Origin of the sequence: Helicobacter macacae MIT 99-5501 (assembly GCF_000507845.1) — a bacterium.
GTDB classification, from domain to species: domain Bacteria; phylum Campylobacterota; class Campylobacteria; order Campylobacterales; family Helicobacteraceae; genus Helicobacter_B; species Helicobacter_B macacae.
This window is the reverse complement of record NZ_KI669454.1, coordinates 829,472-848,261: the sequence shown is the minus strand read 5'-3', so window position 1 is coordinate 848,261 and position 18,790 is coordinate 829,472. Positions and strand designations below refer to the sequence as shown.

Genomic DNA, 18,790 nt, shown 5'->3' with positions numbered 1-18,790 from the left:
TTTTATTTGTTTGTAAAAAATTTGCCTTTAAGTATAAATAAGATTGTTAAACAACTAATCACTATTTAATCGCCAAAACTACACCAAAACTATGCGTGCAAAATCTCTTAACACTTGGGCTAGCCACAAGCAAATAAAACACCATAATTTTTGTCATCTGTGGTTTTTGTATTTAGCCTAGTGCTTGCCATATAGCCCAAACGCTGCTTGCCCGAAACTTATCCCGCTATCATTTGTCGGCACAATAGTGTGAAAAAAATGCGGAATCTTTGCTTGTGAAAATAGCGCGTGGATTTCCTCACACAATGCCTTGTTTTGAAACACGCCGCCACTAAAGCCGACTTTTATTTGCTTGGTGCTAGATTTTGCTTCACTTGTCGTGCTTCCTAAAAACTCTTTTGTAAAATCTAGTGCGATAATGCTAAGCGTGTGGATAAACCTCCTAGCGATATGTGGCAAAGGCTCGCCCAAACATATATCCTCACAGATTTCATAAATAAAAGATTCTAGCCTTACTACACCATTTTGCAAGCAAAAAGTGTAGGGCTTAAAATCTAGCTTAGGGCACTGATAATACAGCTCCTCTATAAGTGCACCACTCTCGCCCTCGTAGCGTGTGTTTTGGAGGATTCCAAGTAGGCTTGCTACGCCGTCAAATAGCCTGCCTACCGAAGTGGTTTTGTGTGTGTTTATGCCCTTTTGGATAGCCACTTTTAGCAGTGGCAAAATCTCTTTTGAAATCACTTCTGCTTCGTATTTGGCTACCATTTTTTCGTGTCCACATAGCTTGCTTAGAGCATATCCCACACGCCAAATCTCTTTTATCGCTACTTCCCCACCATAGAGAAAAAACTCCCCAAAATACCCTACCCTACGCACACCACCAAACCCACCAAACAAAAACTCGCCTCCCCAAATACTGCTATCCTCCCCTAGCCCACTCCCATCCCATATAATCCCCAAAATCTCCTCATCTACACTACTAGCCACCTCGCCCAAAATCGCACACAAATGCGCGTGATGATGATAGATTTGCAAATGCTTTGTGGTGGAGTAATTTTCCTCTTTAATTTGCTTTGCTAGCTTCACACTCTCATAGCGTGGGTGAAAATCACTCACTAGCACGCGTGGCGAGAAGTCATATACAAGAGCAAAAAAATCCATATTTGTGATAAATTTTTCTTGCGTAGCCACACTAGATAAATCCCCGATATAAGGGCTTAGCATAAATCGCTTTTCATCACAAAAACAAAGCGTGCTTTTATCTTGCGCTCCAAAAGCTAGGATTTTTATCTCATCTTTTGTGCCACTTTTGGGGCGTTGGGTAGAATCTGCTTTTTGAGTGTAAGATTTTGGATTTTGCAAATTTTGTGGGGAAATTTGATTTTGCAAGTTTATTGATTTTTGTGGCGGTGTTTGATTTTGTGGATTATTTTGTAGATTTGGCAGTGCAAAATTTAGCGGTGTCTTTCCCCTAGCTAAGCGAATAGGGCGCATATCCCCAGCGATAAAGCGCAGTATGCTATCATCTATGCCGTTATAAATCTCACGCTCAAAGTCCAAAAAATATCTTGTGATAGATTCTAGCTTTTCTTGGGCTTCTTGCAGGTTTGTGATGATTGGCTCGCCTTTTAGATTCGCACTTGTGTAGATGATGGGCTTACCAAACACGCTAAAGCAAATATGATGCAACGCCGTGTTTGCAAGCAAGATTCCAATAGTGGATAGATTTGGTGCGATTTGCTCCAAAGCCAAGCCTAGTGGATTTTGCTTGTTTTGCCAAGCTAGCACGATAGGTGCGCTTGGCTCGCACAACGCACTAGATTCTGCTTTGTTTAGATTTGCGATTTTTTGTGCGGTGGCTATGTCTTTTGCCATTATGGCAAATGGCTTGGTTGGACGATTTTTCTTCTCACGCAAGGTAGCGATAGCACTAGCATTTGTCGCATCACAGATAAGCGCAAACCCACCTAAACCCTTTATGCAAACTATCTTACCAGAATCCAAAAGTGCTACTAGCATATCAAATGTATCTCTATCTTTTGAGATAATCTCTCTACCCTCATAAAGCCTTATAGGCACGGCACAATCATTGCACGAGATAGGTTGAGCGTGGAAAAATCTGCTTTGCATATCTGCATAATCCTGCTTGCATTTTTGGCACATTTCATACTTGCTCATCGCTGTGTTTTCTCTATCATATGGCAGAGATTTGATAAGCGAGTATCGCCCACCACAATTTGTGCAAGAAATGAGATGATAGAGATAGTGCCTAGAAGTAGGGCAAAAAATATCGTTTAAGCAATCCCTGCAAGTGGCTAAATCCTGCGGAATGCTAGAATCTAGCAAAAAAAAAGCAGGGATAGAATCCAAAATCTCAAAACTAGATTTTGGATTTTGCTTGGAATCATTGTTGCGAGTTTGGATAGATTTTGGGGCAGATTTGGAAGTGGGTTTGGAGCTAGAGTTTGGGTTAGATTTGTGCGCATTTCGCACTTGATGATAGTCCTCCTCACAAAGATAAGAAATACTTATGGAGTGGATTTTGGCATTTGTAGGCAAAGAGGCAAAAAACGCGCTAAAAAACGCGCTAAAATCTATGCTAATGCAATCTTTGCTAGCACCATTTGCACAATCTCTATCACGCAAGTAGCCTAAAGAGTGCAAAGGAGACAAAAGCACAAGAGAGAAATCCAAATCTAGCACAAAAAATCGCACAAACCTTTTTGCCACAAACTTCTTTTTTGTAAAATTCTTTTCTGCAAAGCTTTTAGCTACATTTTTTTTTGCCACATTTGTTTTTGTCGCGCTTATTTTTTGATTTGCTAGATTTTCGCTTAGATTTTCCCAAGTATAAGGCAAATCTACATAGATTATCCCATCGCCACCGACATTTGCCACACTTCCGCGTAGCCCCAAATCATTCCCCAAAGTGCAGACAAATGGGCGAAATCCAACCCCTTGAGTGATTCCTTTGCAGTGAATTTTTAGCATTTGCTTTTACTAATAAAGCTGCATAGTTATGCAGTGCAAACTTCCGTGCCATTTGATAAGCGTGCGGGCATTTACCCCCACCACGCGCAAATGAGGCAGTGCATTTGATAAAATCTCTATTGCTTTTTTGTCGTTTTTGTCATCATAGGTTGGCACAAGTAGCCCACCATTTACAAACAAAAAGTTTGCATAGCTCGCGGGTAATCTCTCTTTTTTGTCGCCGCTTGCACTATCATCACTAGATTCATATATCGCGCTTACAAAGGGTAAGCGGATAAGTTTGTAGGGTTTGCCGTTTTTTTGACGAAAGGATTTTAGCTGGGCTTGCATTTTTGCTAGTTCCTCATAGTGCTCATCATTTATATCATCACAACCCACATAAGCGATAGTTTGCCTATCTACAAATCGCGCTAACATATCGATATGACTATCTGTATCATCGCCACGCAAATACCCAAAATCCACCCACAAAACTCGGCTTATGCCTAGCGTTTTTTTGAGTTTGGATTGTATTTGGGATTTGCTTAGGCTTGGATTGCGGTTTGGCTCAAGTAAGCAAGCACTTGTAGTAAGCAAAGTCCCTGCCCCATCTGTGTCGATACTACCGCCCTCTAGCACAAAATCTATCGTGCGCATAGTGTCTTTTAGGATTTTCATTTTTTTTAGATTTGCGTTTATTTGGTTGTCAAAATTCGCGCTATATTTTAGCCCCCAGCCATTGAAGCAAAAATTTAGCAAAACATTTTTTGGTGGTTTTTTGGGACTTTGTGATGACAAAGTTATCACACCAAAATCCCGCGCCCAAGTGTCATTTGTCGGCACAAATGCGATTGTGATTGATTGGCTAAGTTTTAGTGTGCTAAAAGATAGGGTATGGAAGTTTTTTGTCGTAGATTTTGCAAAATCACTAGCAAACTCGTTTTGCAAAAATGCAAACCCTTGCAAATCCTGCGTATCTAGGCAAATGATGACTTTTTCAAACTGCGTAATTGCTTTGATAATCTCCACAAAACACGCTCTTGCTTCATCTATATGACTAGCCCAATCGCTATTTTCGTGGGGAAATGAAAGCAAAATCGCTCTTTGCTTTTCCCACTCGGCTTTTAAGCGGTTTTTTCGTGTTTGTAATTTTTGTGATTTTTTTGTTTGATATGATAGGTGTGATGATTTTTTTTGCATAGATTCTCCTTAAGCAAGAATGTGGTTTTTTTGATTTATCAAAGAAGTGAGATTTTATCAAACTATGATTTTACAAAGCCATTTTCGCACTAAAAGCAACTCTAAAGTATGAAAATATTTCTACTAAAACAAGGCTACATTATAGCAGATTTTGCATAGCACTTAAGTCAATGTAATATGCTATAATCATTGCTCGTATTTTTTGCATTTCTAAAACTTCGCGTCTATCTAGTCGCGACACACACTAAACACTTCTAAAAGGCTCATGATGAATACTTTTCACTTTGATTTTTACTCCACGCTTGTTGTTATGGTGGCGGTGCTGATTTTGGGGCGATTTATCATCGCTCGTGTGAAAGTTTTGCAAGATTACAATATCCCGGAACCTGTCGTGGGCGGGCTTATCGCTACGGTTGTGATTTTTGGCGTGTATAAATTTGCAGGCTTAGAGCTAAAGTTTGAATCCTCGCTAAAAGACCCGCTAATGCTAGCGTTTTTTACCTCTGTGGGGCTTAGTGCGGATTTTGCCTCGCTCAAAAAAGGCGGGAGATTGCTTGGGATTTTTCTTGTGATAGTTTGCGGACTGCTTATCTTGCAAAACCTCATCGGCATTGGCGCGGCATACACAATGGGTGTAAATCCACTTGTGGGGCTACTTGGTGGCTCTATCACTATGAGTGGAGGGCACGGCACGGGTGTAGCGTGGGCAGATATTTTCAAATCTATGCCTTATAACTTCAGCGCGGCTACGGAGGTGGCACTATCGTGCGCGACTTTTGGGCTTATTATGGGTGGGATTATCGGTGGTCCTGTGGCGCGGTTTTTGGTAAAGCACTACAAACTAAAAACCCCCGATAAAGTCCAAGATGACAATCCACACGGCTTTGAAGCCCCTACAAAAGAGCGACTCATCACTTCTGTAAGCTTCATAGAATCCCTAGCTCTCATTGCTATTTGTCTGTTTGTAGGCACTTTGGCTAAGGGCTTTGAGCGGGGCTATCTAGCAGAGCTTGACATACAATACATAAAGGATTTCAACTTGCCGACTTTCGTGTATTGCCTATTTTGCGGGGTGATTTTGCGAAATGTTTTAAGCGCGCTTAAAATCCACCAAGTATTTGACAGGGAAGTCTCTGTAATCGGGAATGTAAGCCTCTCGCTTTTTCTTGCCTTTGCGATGATAACGATAAATCTGTGGGAGCTTGTCTCGCTGGCACTGCCTATGGTGGTTATTCTTGCTACACAAGCTGTCGTTATGGTGCTATATGCGGTGTTTGTAACATTTAAATTCTGTGGGAAAGACTATGATGCGGCTGTGCTAGCAGCGGGGCATTGTGGATTTGGGCTTGGCGCGACACCTACGGCTATGGTAAATATGCAAACGGTTACTTCACACTATGGACCAAGCCATATTTCTTTTATCATCGTGCCTTTGGTGGGCGCGTTTTTTATCGACATTATCAACGCGCTTGTGATACAGGGGAGCTTAAGCCTTATTGTGGGGTAAATGTTGAAAATTAAAGAAATTTAGCAGAAGCGACAATGAAAGAGCAAAGATAGATTTTGCTAAAGGCATTGCCACACTACACATTTACAACGCCTATAAAAGTGCACTGCAAATGCGTAGCGCAAAAGCAAGTCGTGGCTTAAAAATCGCTAATAATTCCACAAAAGCCTAGCAGAAATGCTATAAGTTTCTTGCAACACATACGCACCTTTAGACTCATCAAGTAAATTATGCTTGATAAAAGGCACACGAGCGGCTACTTCTATGCCAAAATGTTTAGCGATATTTGTGCGTAAGCCCACATTTAGCCCGACATCAACGCTAGTATAACTAACTTTTCCGCCCGCAGATTCAAAAGCATCAAGAACTTCTTTATTTTGTCCTGTGAAAAAATAAGTCTGCCCACCCACTCCTAGTCCTACAAACGCACCAAAATCAGCATAATCTGTGGCAAGGAAGTTTGCTATTGCATCGAGATTTACACCATAGTTTAGCCGAAATAGCCAATCACTGCTTGCTTTATCTTTGACTTGAGTAACATTGGCATTTCCATAAAAGCGGATACCAAAGTATTTGACAAAAAATTTATTGTAGCCTAGCAGTAGTCCGTATTTGAAGCCACCATCTTTTTCCTTATAAGCAGCAGCTGAAGTTGAACTAAGCAGCTCGCCATAGCCTAGCTCTACTCCTACAAATGAACCACTACGGTCATAGCCATAATCATAGTGCTTGGCAGGTTTTTGCGGTGTGTTTTGTGTGGATTGCGCAGGGCTTGTCGCGCTAGAATCATCAGTAGCCTTATCAGCTGGCTTATTGCTAGATTGTTCTTTTTTGGCTTGGTCAATTTGCTTTTGTAGCTCTAAGAGTCGCAGTTCCTTTTCAAGCTGTTTGATTTTCTCATCAGTGCTTTGTGGATTTTGGGGGGTTTGTGCTTGAAGCATTGAGGCAATAGAAGTAAGTGTAAGTATGCTAAGTGCTAGGACAGAAATTATGCTAGCTATTTTACGAGAGAGAGAGAGAGAGAGAGGAATCGCGTCTTAAAGCGCAGTTTTGTGCTTGTTTGGCACTTTTGTTGTAAATGCGTGTAGGACATTGTTGTATCCATTGTGTTTCCTTTGTGTTTTAGATTTTTGCGCAGATAGTTTGCGTTATTGCTTTATATTATCTTTGGATTGCTCGTAAAAATAAAGCAAGATTAGCAAAATCTAGCGCAAGGGGAATTATAGCATACAAATTTTATGTGCGACTAAACGCAATATGCAAAATCTAAAAAAGAGTGGGGTAAAGTTTTGCAAAGTTTTTTTTGTAAAATCACTTGCGTGATTTTAGAAGCGCAAAAATCGCACAAGACGCAAAATTGTGCAGGATACAAAAATCGTGCAAAGCACAAAATCGCATAAGCACAAAAGATTTCATCTATGCCAAAATAATAAAATTCCAAATGATTAAAATAGCAAAATACACTTAAGACTTTACGCGTAAAACTACTGCTTAAAGAGGGATTCTAAGGCGTCTTTGCCGACTTTTTGAGAATCGCTAGATTCACTAGAATCACTTGCTTGAGATTCTTTTGCTTGCTCTTTTGGTTTTGTGTCTTGTGCGCTAGACTCTAGGCTAGATTCTAGCTCCTCTTTTGTCAAATCTGCAGAATCTATTAGCTCGCTAGCTTGAGTAGATTCTTGCAATTCTTCTTGTGTGGCTTCTTTTGGTGCTTCTTTGCCGACTTCCTCTAGCTCTATATCATAGCCTGTAAGCATACACGCTAGACGGATATTTATCCCGCTTCTACCGATAGCTTTGCTTTTTTGGTCGGTAGCGATTAGGACTTTTGCTTTTGGGCTTTTTTTGTCATTTTTGCTATTTTGCCTAGAATCGCTAGATTCTTGGGCTTCATTTTGTGATTCACTTTGTGTTTCTTGGGCTTTTTCTATTTTTACCCCCAAAATCTGCGCAGGGGATAATGCCCTAGCGATAAACATTTCAGCTACTTCGCTGTATTCGATACAATCAATATTTTCGCCATTTAGCTCCCTACTTACGGCGTTTATCCGCACGCCCTTTGTCCCCACAGTCGCGCCTATGGGGTCGATTCTAGGATTGGCAGTGTAGAGTGCTACTTTTGCCCTTTCGCCCGGGATTCTAGCACTTTTGTGGATTAGCACTTCGCCGTCTTTGATTTCTGGGACTTCGTTTTCTAGGAGGGCTTCTAGCATTCTAGGTGTGGTGCGCGAAATCTCTAGCCTCACGCCGTCTTTTTGAAACTTCACACTACGCAAAATCGCGCTTACCGTGTCATTTATTTTAAACTTTTCGCCTTTTATGCGATTTTTTAGCGGAAGTATGGCACGAACTTCGCTAGCGGATTCTTTTATCTCTATGTGCGTGTTTTGGGCATCATCTATGGCGATGACTTGTCCGCTGACTATTTTGCCCTGCATCGCTTTTAGCGTGGTGTATAGCTGATTGTCGATAGTTTTTTGGATATTGTATCCGAGGTCTGAAAAAAGTGAATTTACTGCATTTCTACTCATATTTTCTAGGCTTATTTCGTAGTGGATTTCATCATTTAGACTTATATCTGGTGCGCTTTTTTTTGCCTCTGAAATCCTAATAAAGTTTTGGGAATCCTTACTCGCCCTCTCATCATCATCAGCGCACACAATCACAGCGTGGATAAGCCTAAAATCGCGCTCTTTTTCGTCCTCCTCAATGATATAGTTTAGCTCCTCGCCAAATTGTTTTTTTGCTGTTTTTATAATCGTTTCTTTGACTACTTGAGAGACAGCCGCTGGCTCTAGTCCCCTCTCGTGCGCAAGAAGCTCAATAATGTCTAAAATCTTTTCCATTTTGTAAGTCCTTTTAGCTTGTGCTTGTGTGTGGATTGTGATAATTGTTAGATTTTATGCGTTGTTTGAAATAGTTTGGATAAAATCCTTGAAAAATCCAAGTATCAAAACATAGCAAAAACTTTTGCAAATTCCGTGATTATAACAAAAATTTAAGGCAAATTCGTTACAATAACGCGAAAATTTAAGCGCGAAAACAAAACGCGTTAAGGAGAAAAAATGGAGCTAAAACTCGCATCAATGGACTTAGGACAGACTTTGGCAAAAGGACAGGCGAAACCTCAAACAACTAGCATTGTCATAGAGGATTTGGCAAATGAAGTGGAATCAAAAGAGGGTATGCAGATTTTATACTTTGATAGAAGCTGTAAGGACAAAGACTTAAAAAAAGCAAAAGCACTCATAGAAGCAAAAGGCAAAACCGTCTATATGGGAGAAGTGCGATACGGACTAGATAGCGCGGATATGATTTATGAATTTCGCATTATTTAGGTTTTGGAATTGCGCTTGTGCGCTAAAAAATAGATTTTGATTAGAATTTGCAATGAAACTTTTTATCCAAACACTTGGCTGCGCGATGAATGAACGCGATAGCGAGCATATCATAGCCGAGCTAGAATCAAAAGAGGGCTACACACTCACAGATGAGCCAAAAGAGGCGGATTTGATTTTGATAAACACCTGCTCGGTGCGCGAAAAGCCCGAGCGCAGGCTGTTTTCTGAAATCGGGCAATACACCCAAATCAAAAAGCCAAATGCCAAAATCGGTATCTGTGGCTGCACTGCAAGTCATCTAGGCAAAGAAATCATAAAAAAAGCCCCAAGTGTAAATTTCGTGCTAGGAGCGCGAAATATCTCCAAAATCACGCAGGTTATCCACCAAGACAAAGCCGTAGAAGTCGCGCTTGATTATGATGATAGTTTGTATGCGTTTGAGAGTGTGCGACAAAGCAAAATCAAAGCATTGCTAAATATCTCTATCGGTTGTGATAAGTCCTGTGCCTACTGCATAGTCCCACACACTAGGGGCAAAGAGATTTCTATCCCGCCAGATTTGCTACTAAATGAAGCAAGTAAGCTAGCTCAAAATGGTGTCAAAGAGATTTTGCTACTTGGACAAAATGTCAATAACTATGGGGTTAGATTTTCTACCGAGCTAGAATCCAAATATAAAGACATAAATTTCCCCAAACTCTTGCGACTACTAAGCGAAGTAAATGGCATAGAGCGCATTCGCTTTACTTCGCCCCACCCACTGCATTTTGATGATGAGTTTATAGAAGAGTTTGCGGGGAATAAAAAAGTCTGCAAATCTATCCATATCCCGCTTCAGAGTGGCTCTAGTGCGATTCTAAAAAAAATGAAGCGAGGCTATACAAAAGAGTGGTATATCAAGCGCGCGCTAAAAATGCGCTCACTTATGCCAGAGCTAACCATTAGCACAGATATTATCGTAGGCTTTCCTAGTGAGAGTGATAGGGACTTCAAAGAAACACTAGAAGTGCTAGAGAGTGTGCGATTTGATACGATGTATAGCTTTATCTACTCGCCTCGTCCGCACACACTTGCGCACTCTTGGGGGGAAGTAGATGCTATCCCAAAGCAAGTAGCCCAAGAGAGATTAAGCGCATTGCAAAATCGACATAGAGAGATTTTGCGCGAAATCGCACAAGGCGAGATAGGCAAAGTCTATGAAGTGCTTATTGAAAATACTTATGCAGATGAAACGCAAGTCTTTAGTGAGGGTAGAAGCGATAATAATCGCTTGCTACACATTCAAGGAGTGAAGCTAAATATCGGGGATTTTGCACGAGTGCGAGTAAGCCACAATGAGGGTGGAAGTCTATATGGCGAGATTTTGAGCTAGAGATTTTATATTTTCCTAAAATGCCATATTTTAGATTTTATTTATGATAATTTCTTGCCACATTTCGCCACAGATAAAATTAACTATGAAATGAAAATCGCTATCTTGCACTCATTGCAGTGGATTTTTAGGCAAATTTTGGCAAATATTTTGCAACTCCAAAAACTACCTAATATAAAACTATCTATCCAAGTCAAAAATAATCGACATTGCTTTAAAGGCTTCGTATAAATCGGTTTTGAAATGATACAAAATCCCGGGGACTATGAGGATTATCACACAAAGTGCTATGCCGATTTTGATAGGGAATCCAAAAGAAAAAAGATTAAATTGTGAGTGGGTTTTCATAATCATACCAAAGACGATATCAGATAGCAAAATAATGCCTAGCACAGGGAAAGCCATAGCAAACCCTAGCGCAAACATTCCACCAAATGCGCGTATAATGTAGTTTATGACATTGGGCGAGAAAGCCACCTCTCCTAGTGGCAAAATCTTAAGGCTATATGCGATAAACTGCAAGACTAGATGATGAAAATTTAGCACGAGGGCTAGCACAAGTGCGCTTATAATGAGGACTTGAGCGATGATTGGGCGGGTGTTGCCACTGCTTGGGTCATAGGCACTTGCCATAGTCATACCCATAGAGAAACTTATCGTATCGCCTGCTATGGCAAGCGAGCTAAACACCACTTGAAGTAGCAAAGACGCCATAAACCCTAGTGCGACTTCCATAAATGCCGCATATAGCAAATCAGGTAGATTGGTAATCACAGCAGGAGAATGCGCCAAAGGCAAAAACACGATAGTGAGAAAAAACGCCAATGCACCGCGCACACTCACAGGCACAAGCTGGGAATCAAAAAACGGGAAAAACGCCAAAATCGCGCTAAAGCGCAACAAAAGTAAAAAAAATGTCGTTACATTCCCATCGGTTAGATAAGATAAAAATTCCATTTTTACGCGCCTTTAGGTGTGGTGGTGTGAGGTAGCAAAATCACCTTTTAAAGATTGCTTTGGCAAAATTTTTGTCTTTTTCTGCCAAAAATTTTTTGTCAAAAATTTGAAGCACTCTTAGTAGTTTTTGTTTTTTTTAAACTTGTCAAAGATTTTATAAAATTATCAAAGCGACATTATATTAAAAAAATCTTAAAAAATATGAATGTATGTGCCTTTTATTTTTGCTGATTTTTGTGATTTTTTGCAAAAAATTGTGTTTAAAAACTATTTATTTTTAGGTTTTTTATCAAAAATTTTTCAAAATTTTCGTGCAAAAAGTAACCAATAGTAACAATTACAGGGGAAAATACTCAAAAAATACGCTTTTTGCATACAAAAAAAAAAAAAACGCGTTACAATGCCTATCAAAATAACGAGTTAATGGCAAGATAATAGGATAAAACCTCAAAGATTTCACACCAAAGTCTATAAATTTGATTTTGCTAGATTTGGTTAGATTTTGCATATAAATGAGTCAAATCAAAATGCGTGCAAAATCTTGTATAAAAATCAAAATATGTGTGAGATTATGCACAAGTGTGTGAGGTAGATTCTGCCATAGTCGTTGTTTATCCAAATACGAAAGGACTCTATCTCTATGAGAAAGACTATAAACAAAACGATAAGCACAAAAATAGGCAAATATCTAGCCACTGCACTTCTTGCAGGTGCGTGTAGTGTCGCAAATGCCGAAGTAAGCGGGGTGTTTGCAGGACTGCAAGTAGGCTATGGCGACTTGGTGTATAAAGTGCAAACCCGCACAAACGGACTCACTCAATATCCAAGTGATAAGAATGTAAGCGATATGCAATATGGCGGAATACTTGGCTATAAGCATTTTTTCAGCGATAAGTTTGGATTCCGCTTAGGCGGGTATTTCACTTATACAAATCTACGCTTTGTCGATGATATGCAACAAAAGCAAGACATTAGCGTTATGGCGTATGGTGGAGCATTTGATGTGCTGCTAAATGCTGTGTCTAAGCCAAGTGTGGATGCGGGATTTTATGCGGGATTTTATATAGGTGGCAAGACTTATGATTCTGCTCGGATAAACGAGCTAGAAGAGCAATGGAGACTAAATGCTACTCGGCAAGGCACTCAAACAATCGCAAAAACCCACCTAGATGTGGGAGCAAATCTAGGTATGCGCATACACTATATGAAATACAATGGCATAGAAGTAGGTGTAAGTCTGCCGTTTTTTGAGCATATTTTGTATCAAAGAAGCCAAGAAACACTAGGAATGGTTGTAAGCTATCGTCATAGCACAACTTCAAACTACGCAGTGTATTTCCGCTATACGCTTAGCATAAACACAAGCAAAGGAAATAGCTCTCAATCAACCCCTGCAAGCACAAAAACTGCTAGCAAGGGAGGTGCAAAATCCACCGCTAAGTCTTCAACTCAAAATAGAAGCCAAGCAAACACAAGAGGTGGAAGCAATGCAAGGGGAGCAAGCAATGCAAGAGGTGGCACTCCCACAAGAAGCACTAACAATGCTAGAAGTGGCAACCCTAGAACTACCTCTGCATATAGACGATAGCGCGTAAAGACTATGAAAATTAAGGAGCAAACAATGCAAACAACAAAAACAGCAAAATCTATCAGCAAGGATTCTAGCGTGCAAGGCTTTGGACGAAAGTCATTTTTGGGCAGACTGCTAGCGATATGCACGCTTACTTGCGCTATATCAAGCAATGCCTTTGGAATCTGCAATGAATATCTATGCCTAAATATCCGCGCAAGTGCTGGAGGCTGGTATGGACTTGATAGTGGCACTAATGCCAAAATCACAAGCTATGGCTGGCTAGTGGGGGCGTATGCTAGAATCACTGATGACAAAGAGAGGCTACAAGTGCTTACCGATGTCAAAATCGGGCTTGGGGATTCTAACCTTAGCGGAAGTGCGTTTAGACTATATGGCAACAAAATGGAGGATTTGTTTTATATTTTGCCAATCAAAGCTGGGTTTAATGTGGCAAATCAGAGAATGCCATTTTTTATAAACCTTTTGTATGAAGCAGAAAAGTATAGAAGAGACTATGAGCAAGGCAATGGATTTAAACTTCAGACGCGCGGAATCGGTGCAGAAATCGATGGTAAATTCCCTCTAGGCAAAGTTTCACTAGAATACGCCTTTGGCGCGAAGTGGATATTTGACTCCTACTACAATATCTCTCAGACCTATGCCAACCGCGCAGAAGTCAAAGATAGTGGATATGGACTAAATGGAAGCATAGGAATCTCTATGCCCATAATTGATAAGGCTTTGTTTTTCATAAAGGTAAGTGGCAGATATAGCTATATCGGGCAAAGCGAACTACTGCTACACACTTCGGGTGCGGGACAAACGGGTGCTATCGTAAATGTGCAATACCCTGCGAGTAATAATATTTTGGCAATGCTTGAAATAGGCTTTGGATTTTAGGGCGATACTTTTGGTGTAAATATTTGCGGGGATTTTGTGAGGTTTTAAGCTTGATTGCAAGAAAATTTTGTTAAAATTCGCCTTTATTTGCGCTTAAAAGTTTTAAGCGATTGTTTTTTAAGCAGATTCAAATAAAGGCAAATTCAAACAAAGGATAGAAAATGGCACGAAAATGCTTTTTCACAGGCAAAGGACCAATGGTAGGAAACAATGTAAGCCACGCAAACAACAAAACAAAAAAGCGTAGCTTGCCAAACTTGCGAAGTATCCGCATAAAGCTAGAAGATGGCACAAGTGTGCGAGTGAAAGTCGCTGCGTCCACACTACGAACGATGAAAAAACACAATAGCTAAAGCAAATCCTTGCTTAGAATCTAACCCTAGAATCTAAGCAAGTCTAAGTCGTTTTAGATTCTAGGGTTTATTAAGTAAAGTATAAGCCAAGCGAAGTCTAAACCGCATAAAAAGTCCAAGCTAAAAAATCTAAGCAAAAAAAATCAAAACTCTTAAAAATCCTTAAAATACATAAAACTTTATCTACACTTCGTTATATAAGCCCAAAAATATCAAGCAAAATAAGCAAAATCTATCAAATCATCAAAATCCACAAGTCAAATAAAGCGAGGATTTAGCTTGCTTAGTAAAATCAAAAAATTCATCAAATGGGGCAACTCCAATAAACCAGATATAGATTTATCCCCACAGCTATATGAGCAGTTTAAAGCCTTTCGCCTACCTCTTGTGCTGATTCAGGTGTTTATCCTTGTGGGGACGATTGGGTATTTTTTGCTTGAGGATTACTCAATCGTGCAAGCATTTTTCCAATCCTCCTATACTTTTACCAACACGGGATTTGGTGCGCTAAATGAGCGCAATTTCACGCCACTAGCGATACTTTTTACGGCGTTTTTGATGCTATGTGGTGCGGGGATTATCACTTTTAGCGTGGCTTTTATCGTAGGGATTGTCAATGCAGGCACGCTAACTAGAATACTAAAGGAGAGAAAAATGATAAATAATATCGCTAGATTGCGCAATCATTATGTAGTGTGCTATCACAACGAATACACAATCGAGCTTAGCAAGCAATTTAGAGAAGCACATATACCATTTGTCGTGGTGGATAATAGCGATAACTTCGAGGAGGAGGCTATCTCTCATCGATACCCATACTATATCGTAGGCGACCCCCAATCAACCACTTCAATGCTAAAAACCCACCTATCTGCCGCGCGAGGTATCGTTACATTCTCAAAAAATCTCTCTGATAATATCGCCCTCATCGTATCATCTAAGCTATTTGCCCAAGAGCTAAATAGAAAACCACTTTATATCATCTCTAGCGCACACAGCGAGGAGCAGCAAGGCAAACTCCAAAAACTAGGCTCTGATATTGTCATCTCTGCGCCCAAGCTTATGGCGCAGCGAATCAGTGCTATGGTTTTGCGCCCAGATATGCAAAATCTACTTGAGAGATTTGCTTACAAAAACAACACAGGACTTGACTTAGAAGAAGTCTTTGTGCCACGATATAGTTGGCTTGTGCTTCGCAAGCTAAAAGATGGGCATTTCAACGAAATCGCAAAAGTCTTTATCGTAGGTATCACGCAAAAAGACGGCAAATACTTCACTATGCCCGATGCAGATGTGGTAATCACAAGCGAGTGCAAACTCCTAATGATAGGCACGCCAAGTGCGATTAGCGAGATACGAAAAGTCATAATGCAAAGCAAGAAGCCAAAGGAGCTTGATTTTATTTGATTTTGGGTTTTATCTTTTCAAAAGGGGTTGTAGTAAATGCAAAAAAGTCTGCCAAAAAGGTATCACAATGTCAAAACGAGAGAGAGAGAGAGAGAGAGTAGTTCACGACTGATACTTAGTTCCCCCTCCCCTGCGGAGGGGGCTAGGGGGTGGGTAAATTCTCACTCCAAAACTCAAGCAAAGTCGGCAACTGCTAGCGAATACACCATTCCGTCATTGCGAGCAAGTCAAAAGACTTGCGTGACAAAACAAGCAAAGCGCAGTTTCTTTAGAAAGCCTTTGGCTTCTTTAGTAAAACAAGGCGAAGCCGAAGTTTCTTTAGTAAAACAAGTAAAGCGCAGTTTCTTTAGTAATGATGAGATTTTGGATTGCTTCGTTGTGGCTTCGCCACTGCCTCGCAATGACGAATCTTTCCATTCTTTTTCCAATGCAAAAGATACCCACCCCCAAACCCCCTCCGCAAGGGAGGGGGCTTTTAAAGTTGCTAATTCCGCAGTTTGTCATATTGAGCGAAGCGAAATATCCAAAAATACAAATCTGCCCGAAAGCATAAGCACGAAAATACAAAATCATTTGGATATTTTGGCTTGTGCCAAACCTCAATATAACAAAGTGGATATTTACGCCAAACCTAAATATGACAACAAAATAAGCCAATCAGCTTTTATCCTCCTTACACGCAAGCTAGCAAAATCATTGCTTGGAATAGGCTTAGCTAGTGGGATTTGCGCAAATACTGCTGTGGCGATTTGCACTTTTGTAGAAAATAATGCTACCTCTACCCGAGATATAAGGTGTGAGGGCGCAATCACTTCGGGATTTACAGGTAGCGATTTGTCAGGTAAAGCATTTTTAACCACCATAACACAAACAACACAATATCGCACGACAAACTACTACATAGGCAATGCAAACACATACTCTTACATAGTAAGTCCCTCTCGAATAATAGCTTATTTCAAAAAGAATGAGAATGACTCGACTGATAGGCGACACAATGTAAGATTTCTCAATGTCAGCGCACCAAACACTTGGTTTGATTTTCGCAATGAAAAGTCTGGGGCAGATGCTCCTATAACTCTCTCTGTGGAAGTGGGAGCAGGTGCTGTGGTGGGTAGGCTTATCCTCACAGGAAATATGGAAACACTTAGTGTTTTTGGCTCTGGTGCGTATTTGGGGCGGCTTGAGTCTGGTAGTAGCACCACCACCACAACTATAAAAACCCTACGACTAGGTGAGAGAGCTACCATAAATGGCATAGAGCAAGGCGTGGGCAATGCCCTGCTAGGTAGCAACAACATTGGCATAAAGGTAGAGCGACTTGAGCTAGATGGGATTAGCCTAAATATCAATAGTGGCGACACTTGGAATACAGATAAAAGCGCAACAAGAGAACAACATCTATCTTTTAGCACGGATTCTCTCACCACCCATAATGTCAAGCCACAAAGTATCATAATAAACATTGGGCAAGGAGCACAAAAAGGCGTAGAATACAAGTATGAAAATCTCATACTTAAAGGTGATAGCGGACTAGCAGGCATCAATGGCACTCATATCACAGCAGGGCAAGGCGTAAGGCTTACAAAAGGCTCAAATGGATTTTTTCTCCAAGCAGATGTCAGCACTTCTCAAGGCTCTAGTGTGTATCGCGCACTTGCTCTAAGCTATATGCGTAGAAGTGTGATGACGCAAAATATCCTTGATACGATGACGACAAAGACATTTCACAGCGATAGATACTATGAGCAAGAAGCACAGCTAAAAGCACTAAAAGAGGATATGGGCAGGCTTACAAATTCTAGCAAAAGGTTTTCTAAACTAACACGCTCAAAAAACCAAGATTCTATCGACAAAGTGCGCCAAAAGGTAGCAAAACTGACTTTAGAGCAAAGCAGGGCGCAAAATCTTAAAAAATATAATAATTTTGAGCTTATCGACCAACTAGATGCGATGTTTATCCCTTATGATGGTAGGAGGGATAATCGAGTGTTTGTGCTGCCTTATAGCGCACACTCGTATGCAGATATGGGCAGCTCAAATGCGATAGAGTGGGTGGGAGGCACGCTTGTGGGCTTGCAAAAAAATCTAAGAGCAGCGGGAATCATCGGTGGCTATGTGGGCTATGAGTTTGTAAATACTAGCACCAAGCTACTTGGGCAAGATACAAAAATCCAAACAAATGCCTTGCAAGCAGGAGTGCACTACTTTAAGTCATTTGCCTTTCGCAAAAGGGCTTGGGAGGGATTTATCAAAGGCAATATTCGTGGTGGGGTTGATTTCCCACAATTTTCTATGCAGGTGGCTGGGCAAAGTGTGAAGCTAACCTCTGCTTCTAATGCTTCTAAAGTGCCACTTATGTGGAGTGTGGGTGCGGAAATGCGCACAGGGATTACTTTTTATCAATACAAATACAATAGCTATGTAGCCCCTGAAATCGGGGTTAGCTATGATTTGCTATCAAGCATTGATATGGCAATGAAAAAGCCTGTGCAAATCGGTGCAGATGAGCTGCACAACGCTATTTCTTGGCATTTGCCACAAGCATCTTTTAGCGTGCGCTACTATAAAATGTGGGGAGAGGTGTTTCGCACGAGCTTCAAAGCAGGCGTGAGATACAATATATTTAGCACACAAAGGGCGCGCTTTAGCATCGGAGCTTTTGATGATAATGGTGTTATAAATTTGCCACTTGCGTATGGGAATCTCGCACTTGATTTTGTCTGGCTAATAAAGAAAAACCACGAGCTAAGTTTGGGCTATGATGGGCTTCTCTATGCAAACAAATTTGATAAGGGCGCGGAGGATAGGTTTAATGGTGTAACCACTACTTTGAATCTCAAATATGCCTATTGGTTTGGTGGCAAGGCAGGAGCTACGCCAAGTAAGCCAAAGAGTCAAAAACCAAAAAAGCAAAAAATGCCTAAAAAAGAGAAAAAGCCTAAAGAGCCTAAAAAAGAAGCTAAGAAAAAAGCCAAAGCAGAGTCAAAAGCAAAATCTAACAAAAAAAGATACAAAAAAGAATCCTAAAAAATCTAAGTGAGGTTTTTTTAGCAAGTGGATTTCCTATAATAGATTTTTAGCGCAGATTGAAATGTGATTGCCAAAAAGCGATTATAAAAAATGTGTTTATCGTAACATTACCATATAAATAAGGGTTGTCAAAATATTGTCGTAATGTAGTCAAAATGGGGGAAAGAATAGAGA

13 protein-coding genes are annotated in these 18,790 nt (G+C 40.5%); 8 read left to right on the top strand and 5 right to left on the bottom strand.

What is annotated here, in order from left to right:
- Positions 1–177: 177 nt before the first annotated feature.
- Both HMPREF2086_RS03750 and HMPREF2086_RS03745 read right to left on the bottom strand, forming a co-directional pair.
- Positions 178–2,994, bottom strand: coding sequence for a Kae1-like domain-containing protein (locus HMPREF2086_RS03750; protein WP_023927438.1), 2,817 nt, complete (start codon positions 2,992–2,994; stop codon positions 178–180).
- 9 nt (positions 2,995–3,003) lie between these two features.
- Positions 3,004–4,173, bottom strand: coding sequence for an agmatine deiminase family protein (locus HMPREF2086_RS03745; protein WP_023927437.1), 1,170 nt, complete (start codon positions 4,171–4,173; stop codon positions 3,004–3,006).
- A gap of 268 nt (positions 4,174–4,441) precedes the next feature.
- Here HMPREF2086_RS03745 and gltS point away from each other — a divergent pair, with 268 nt between their 5' ends.
- Positions 4,442–5,680: a sodium/glutamate symporter gene (gene gltS / locus HMPREF2086_RS03740; protein ID WP_023927436.1), complete on the top strand. Its 1,239-nt coding sequence runs from the start codon at positions 4,442–4,444 to the stop codon at positions 5,678–5,680.
- Positions 5,681–5,829: 149 nt separating this feature from the next.
- Here the strand turns inward: gltS and HMPREF2086_RS10705 are convergent, their stop codons facing one another.
- Positions 5,830–6,621 carry an outer membrane beta-barrel protein gene (locus HMPREF2086_RS10705; RefSeq protein WP_023927435.1) on the bottom strand — a complete coding sequence of 264 codons (792 nt, stop codon included), beginning with the start codon at positions 6,619–6,621 and terminating at the stop codon, positions 5,830–5,832.
- 543 nt (positions 6,622–7,164) lie between these two features.
- Positions 7,165–8,526: a transcription termination factor NusA gene (gene nusA / locus HMPREF2086_RS03730; protein ID WP_023927434.1), complete on the bottom strand. Its 1,362-nt coding sequence runs from the start codon at positions 8,524–8,526 to the stop codon at positions 7,165–7,167.
- A gap of 219 nt (positions 8,527–8,745) precedes the next feature.
- Here nusA and HMPREF2086_RS03725 point away from each other — a divergent pair, with 219 nt between their 5' ends.
- Positions 8,746–9,018, top strand: a complete 273-nt coding sequence (locus HMPREF2086_RS03725) for an HP0268 family nuclease (protein ID WP_023927433.1) — start codon at positions 8,746–8,748, stop codon at positions 9,016–9,018.
- A 52-nt stretch (positions 9,019–9,070) separates the two neighbouring features.
- Positions 9,071–10,393: a tRNA (N6-isopentenyl adenosine(37)-C2)-methylthiotransferase MiaB gene (gene miaB / locus HMPREF2086_RS03720; RefSeq protein WP_023927432.1), complete on the top strand. Its 1,323-nt coding sequence runs from the start codon at positions 9,071–9,073 to the stop codon at positions 10,391–10,393.
- Positions 10,394–10,573: 180 nt separating this feature from the next.
- On the opposite strand, the gene fliR is transcribed toward miaB, so the two are convergent.
- Positions 10,574–11,350 (bottom strand): flagellar biosynthetic protein FliR, encoded by a 777-nt coding sequence (gene fliR, locus HMPREF2086_RS03715; protein ID WP_023927431.1) that lies wholly within the window; start codon positions 11,348–11,350, stop codon positions 10,574–10,576.
- 640 nt (positions 11,351–11,990) lie between these two features.
- On the opposite strand from fliR, the gene HMPREF2086_RS03710 reads away from it, so the two are divergent.
- The 5 genes from HMPREF2086_RS03710 (at position 11,991) to HMPREF2086_RS03690 (ending at position 18,613) form a co-directional block, all read left to right on the top strand.
- Positions 11,991–12,938, top strand: a complete 948-nt coding sequence (locus tag HMPREF2086_RS03710) for an outer membrane beta-barrel protein (RefSeq protein WP_023927430.1) — start codon at positions 11,991–11,993, stop codon at positions 12,936–12,938.
- 33 nt (positions 12,939–12,971) lie between these two features.
- A complete protein-coding gene (locus HMPREF2086_RS03705; RefSeq protein ID WP_023927429.1) occupies positions 12,972–13,823 on the top strand; it encodes a hypothetical protein in 852 nt (283 codons plus the stop codon).
- Positions 13,824–13,984: 161 nt separating this feature from the next.
- Positions 13,985–14,176, top strand: coding sequence for a 50S ribosomal protein L28 (gene rpmB / locus HMPREF2086_RS03700; RefSeq protein ID WP_023927428.1), 192 nt, complete (start codon positions 13,985–13,987; stop codon positions 14,174–14,176).
- Positions 14,177–14,455: 279 nt separating this feature from the next.
- Complete coding sequence (locus HMPREF2086_RS03695) at positions 14,456–15,583, top strand: potassium channel family protein (RefSeq protein WP_023927427.1); 1,128 nt, start codon at positions 14,456–14,458, stop codon at positions 15,581–15,583.
- Between the two features lie 36 nt (positions 15,584–15,619).
- Positions 15,620–18,613, top strand: coding sequence for a hypothetical protein (locus tag HMPREF2086_RS03690; RefSeq protein ID WP_023927426.1), 2,994 nt, complete (start codon positions 15,620–15,622; stop codon positions 18,611–18,613).
- Positions 18,614–18,790 lie beyond the last annotated feature (177 nt).

Coding starts and splice junctions, on each gene's coding strand:
- fliR (WP_023927431.1), bottom strand. CDS start 11,350: ATGGAATTTTTATCTTATCTAACCGATGGGAATGTAACGACATTTTTT.
- HMPREF2086_RS03705 (WP_023927429.1), top strand. CDS start 12,972: ATGCAAACAACAAAAACAGCAAAATCTATCAGCAAGGATTCTAGCGTG.
- miaB (WP_023927432.1), top strand. CDS start 9,071: ATGAAACTTTTTATCCAAACACTTGGCTGCGCGATGAATGAACGCGAT.
- nusA (WP_023927434.1), bottom strand. CDS start 8,526: ATGGAAAAGATTTTAGACATTATTGAGCTTCTTGCGCACGAGAGGGGA.
- HMPREF2086_RS03725 (WP_023927433.1), top strand. CDS start 8,746: ATGGAGCTAAAACTCGCATCAATGGACTTAGGACAGACTTTGGCAAAA.
- gltS (WP_023927436.1), top strand. CDS start 4,442: ATGAATACTTTTCACTTTGATTTTTACTCCACGCTTGTTGTTATGGTG.
- HMPREF2086_RS03690 (WP_023927426.1), top strand. CDS start 15,620: ATGCAAAAAAGTCTGCCAAAAAGGTATCACAATGTCAAAACGAGAGAG.
- rpmB (WP_023927428.1), top strand. CDS start 13,985: ATGGCACGAAAATGCTTTTTCACAGGCAAAGGACCAATGGTAGGAAAC.
- HMPREF2086_RS03710 (WP_023927430.1), top strand. CDS start 11,991: ATGAGAAAGACTATAAACAAAACGATAAGCACAAAAATAGGCAAATAT.
- HMPREF2086_RS10705 (WP_023927435.1), bottom strand. CDS start 6,621: ATGCTTCAAGCACAAACCCCCCAAAATCCACAAAGCACTGATGAGAAA.
- HMPREF2086_RS03745 (WP_023927437.1), bottom strand. CDS start 4,173: ATGCAAAAAAAATCATCACACCTATCATATCAAACAAAAAAATCACAA.
- HMPREF2086_RS03750 (WP_023927438.1), bottom strand. CDS start 2,994: ATGCTAAAAATTCACTGCAAAGGAATCACTCAAGGGGTTGGATTTCGC.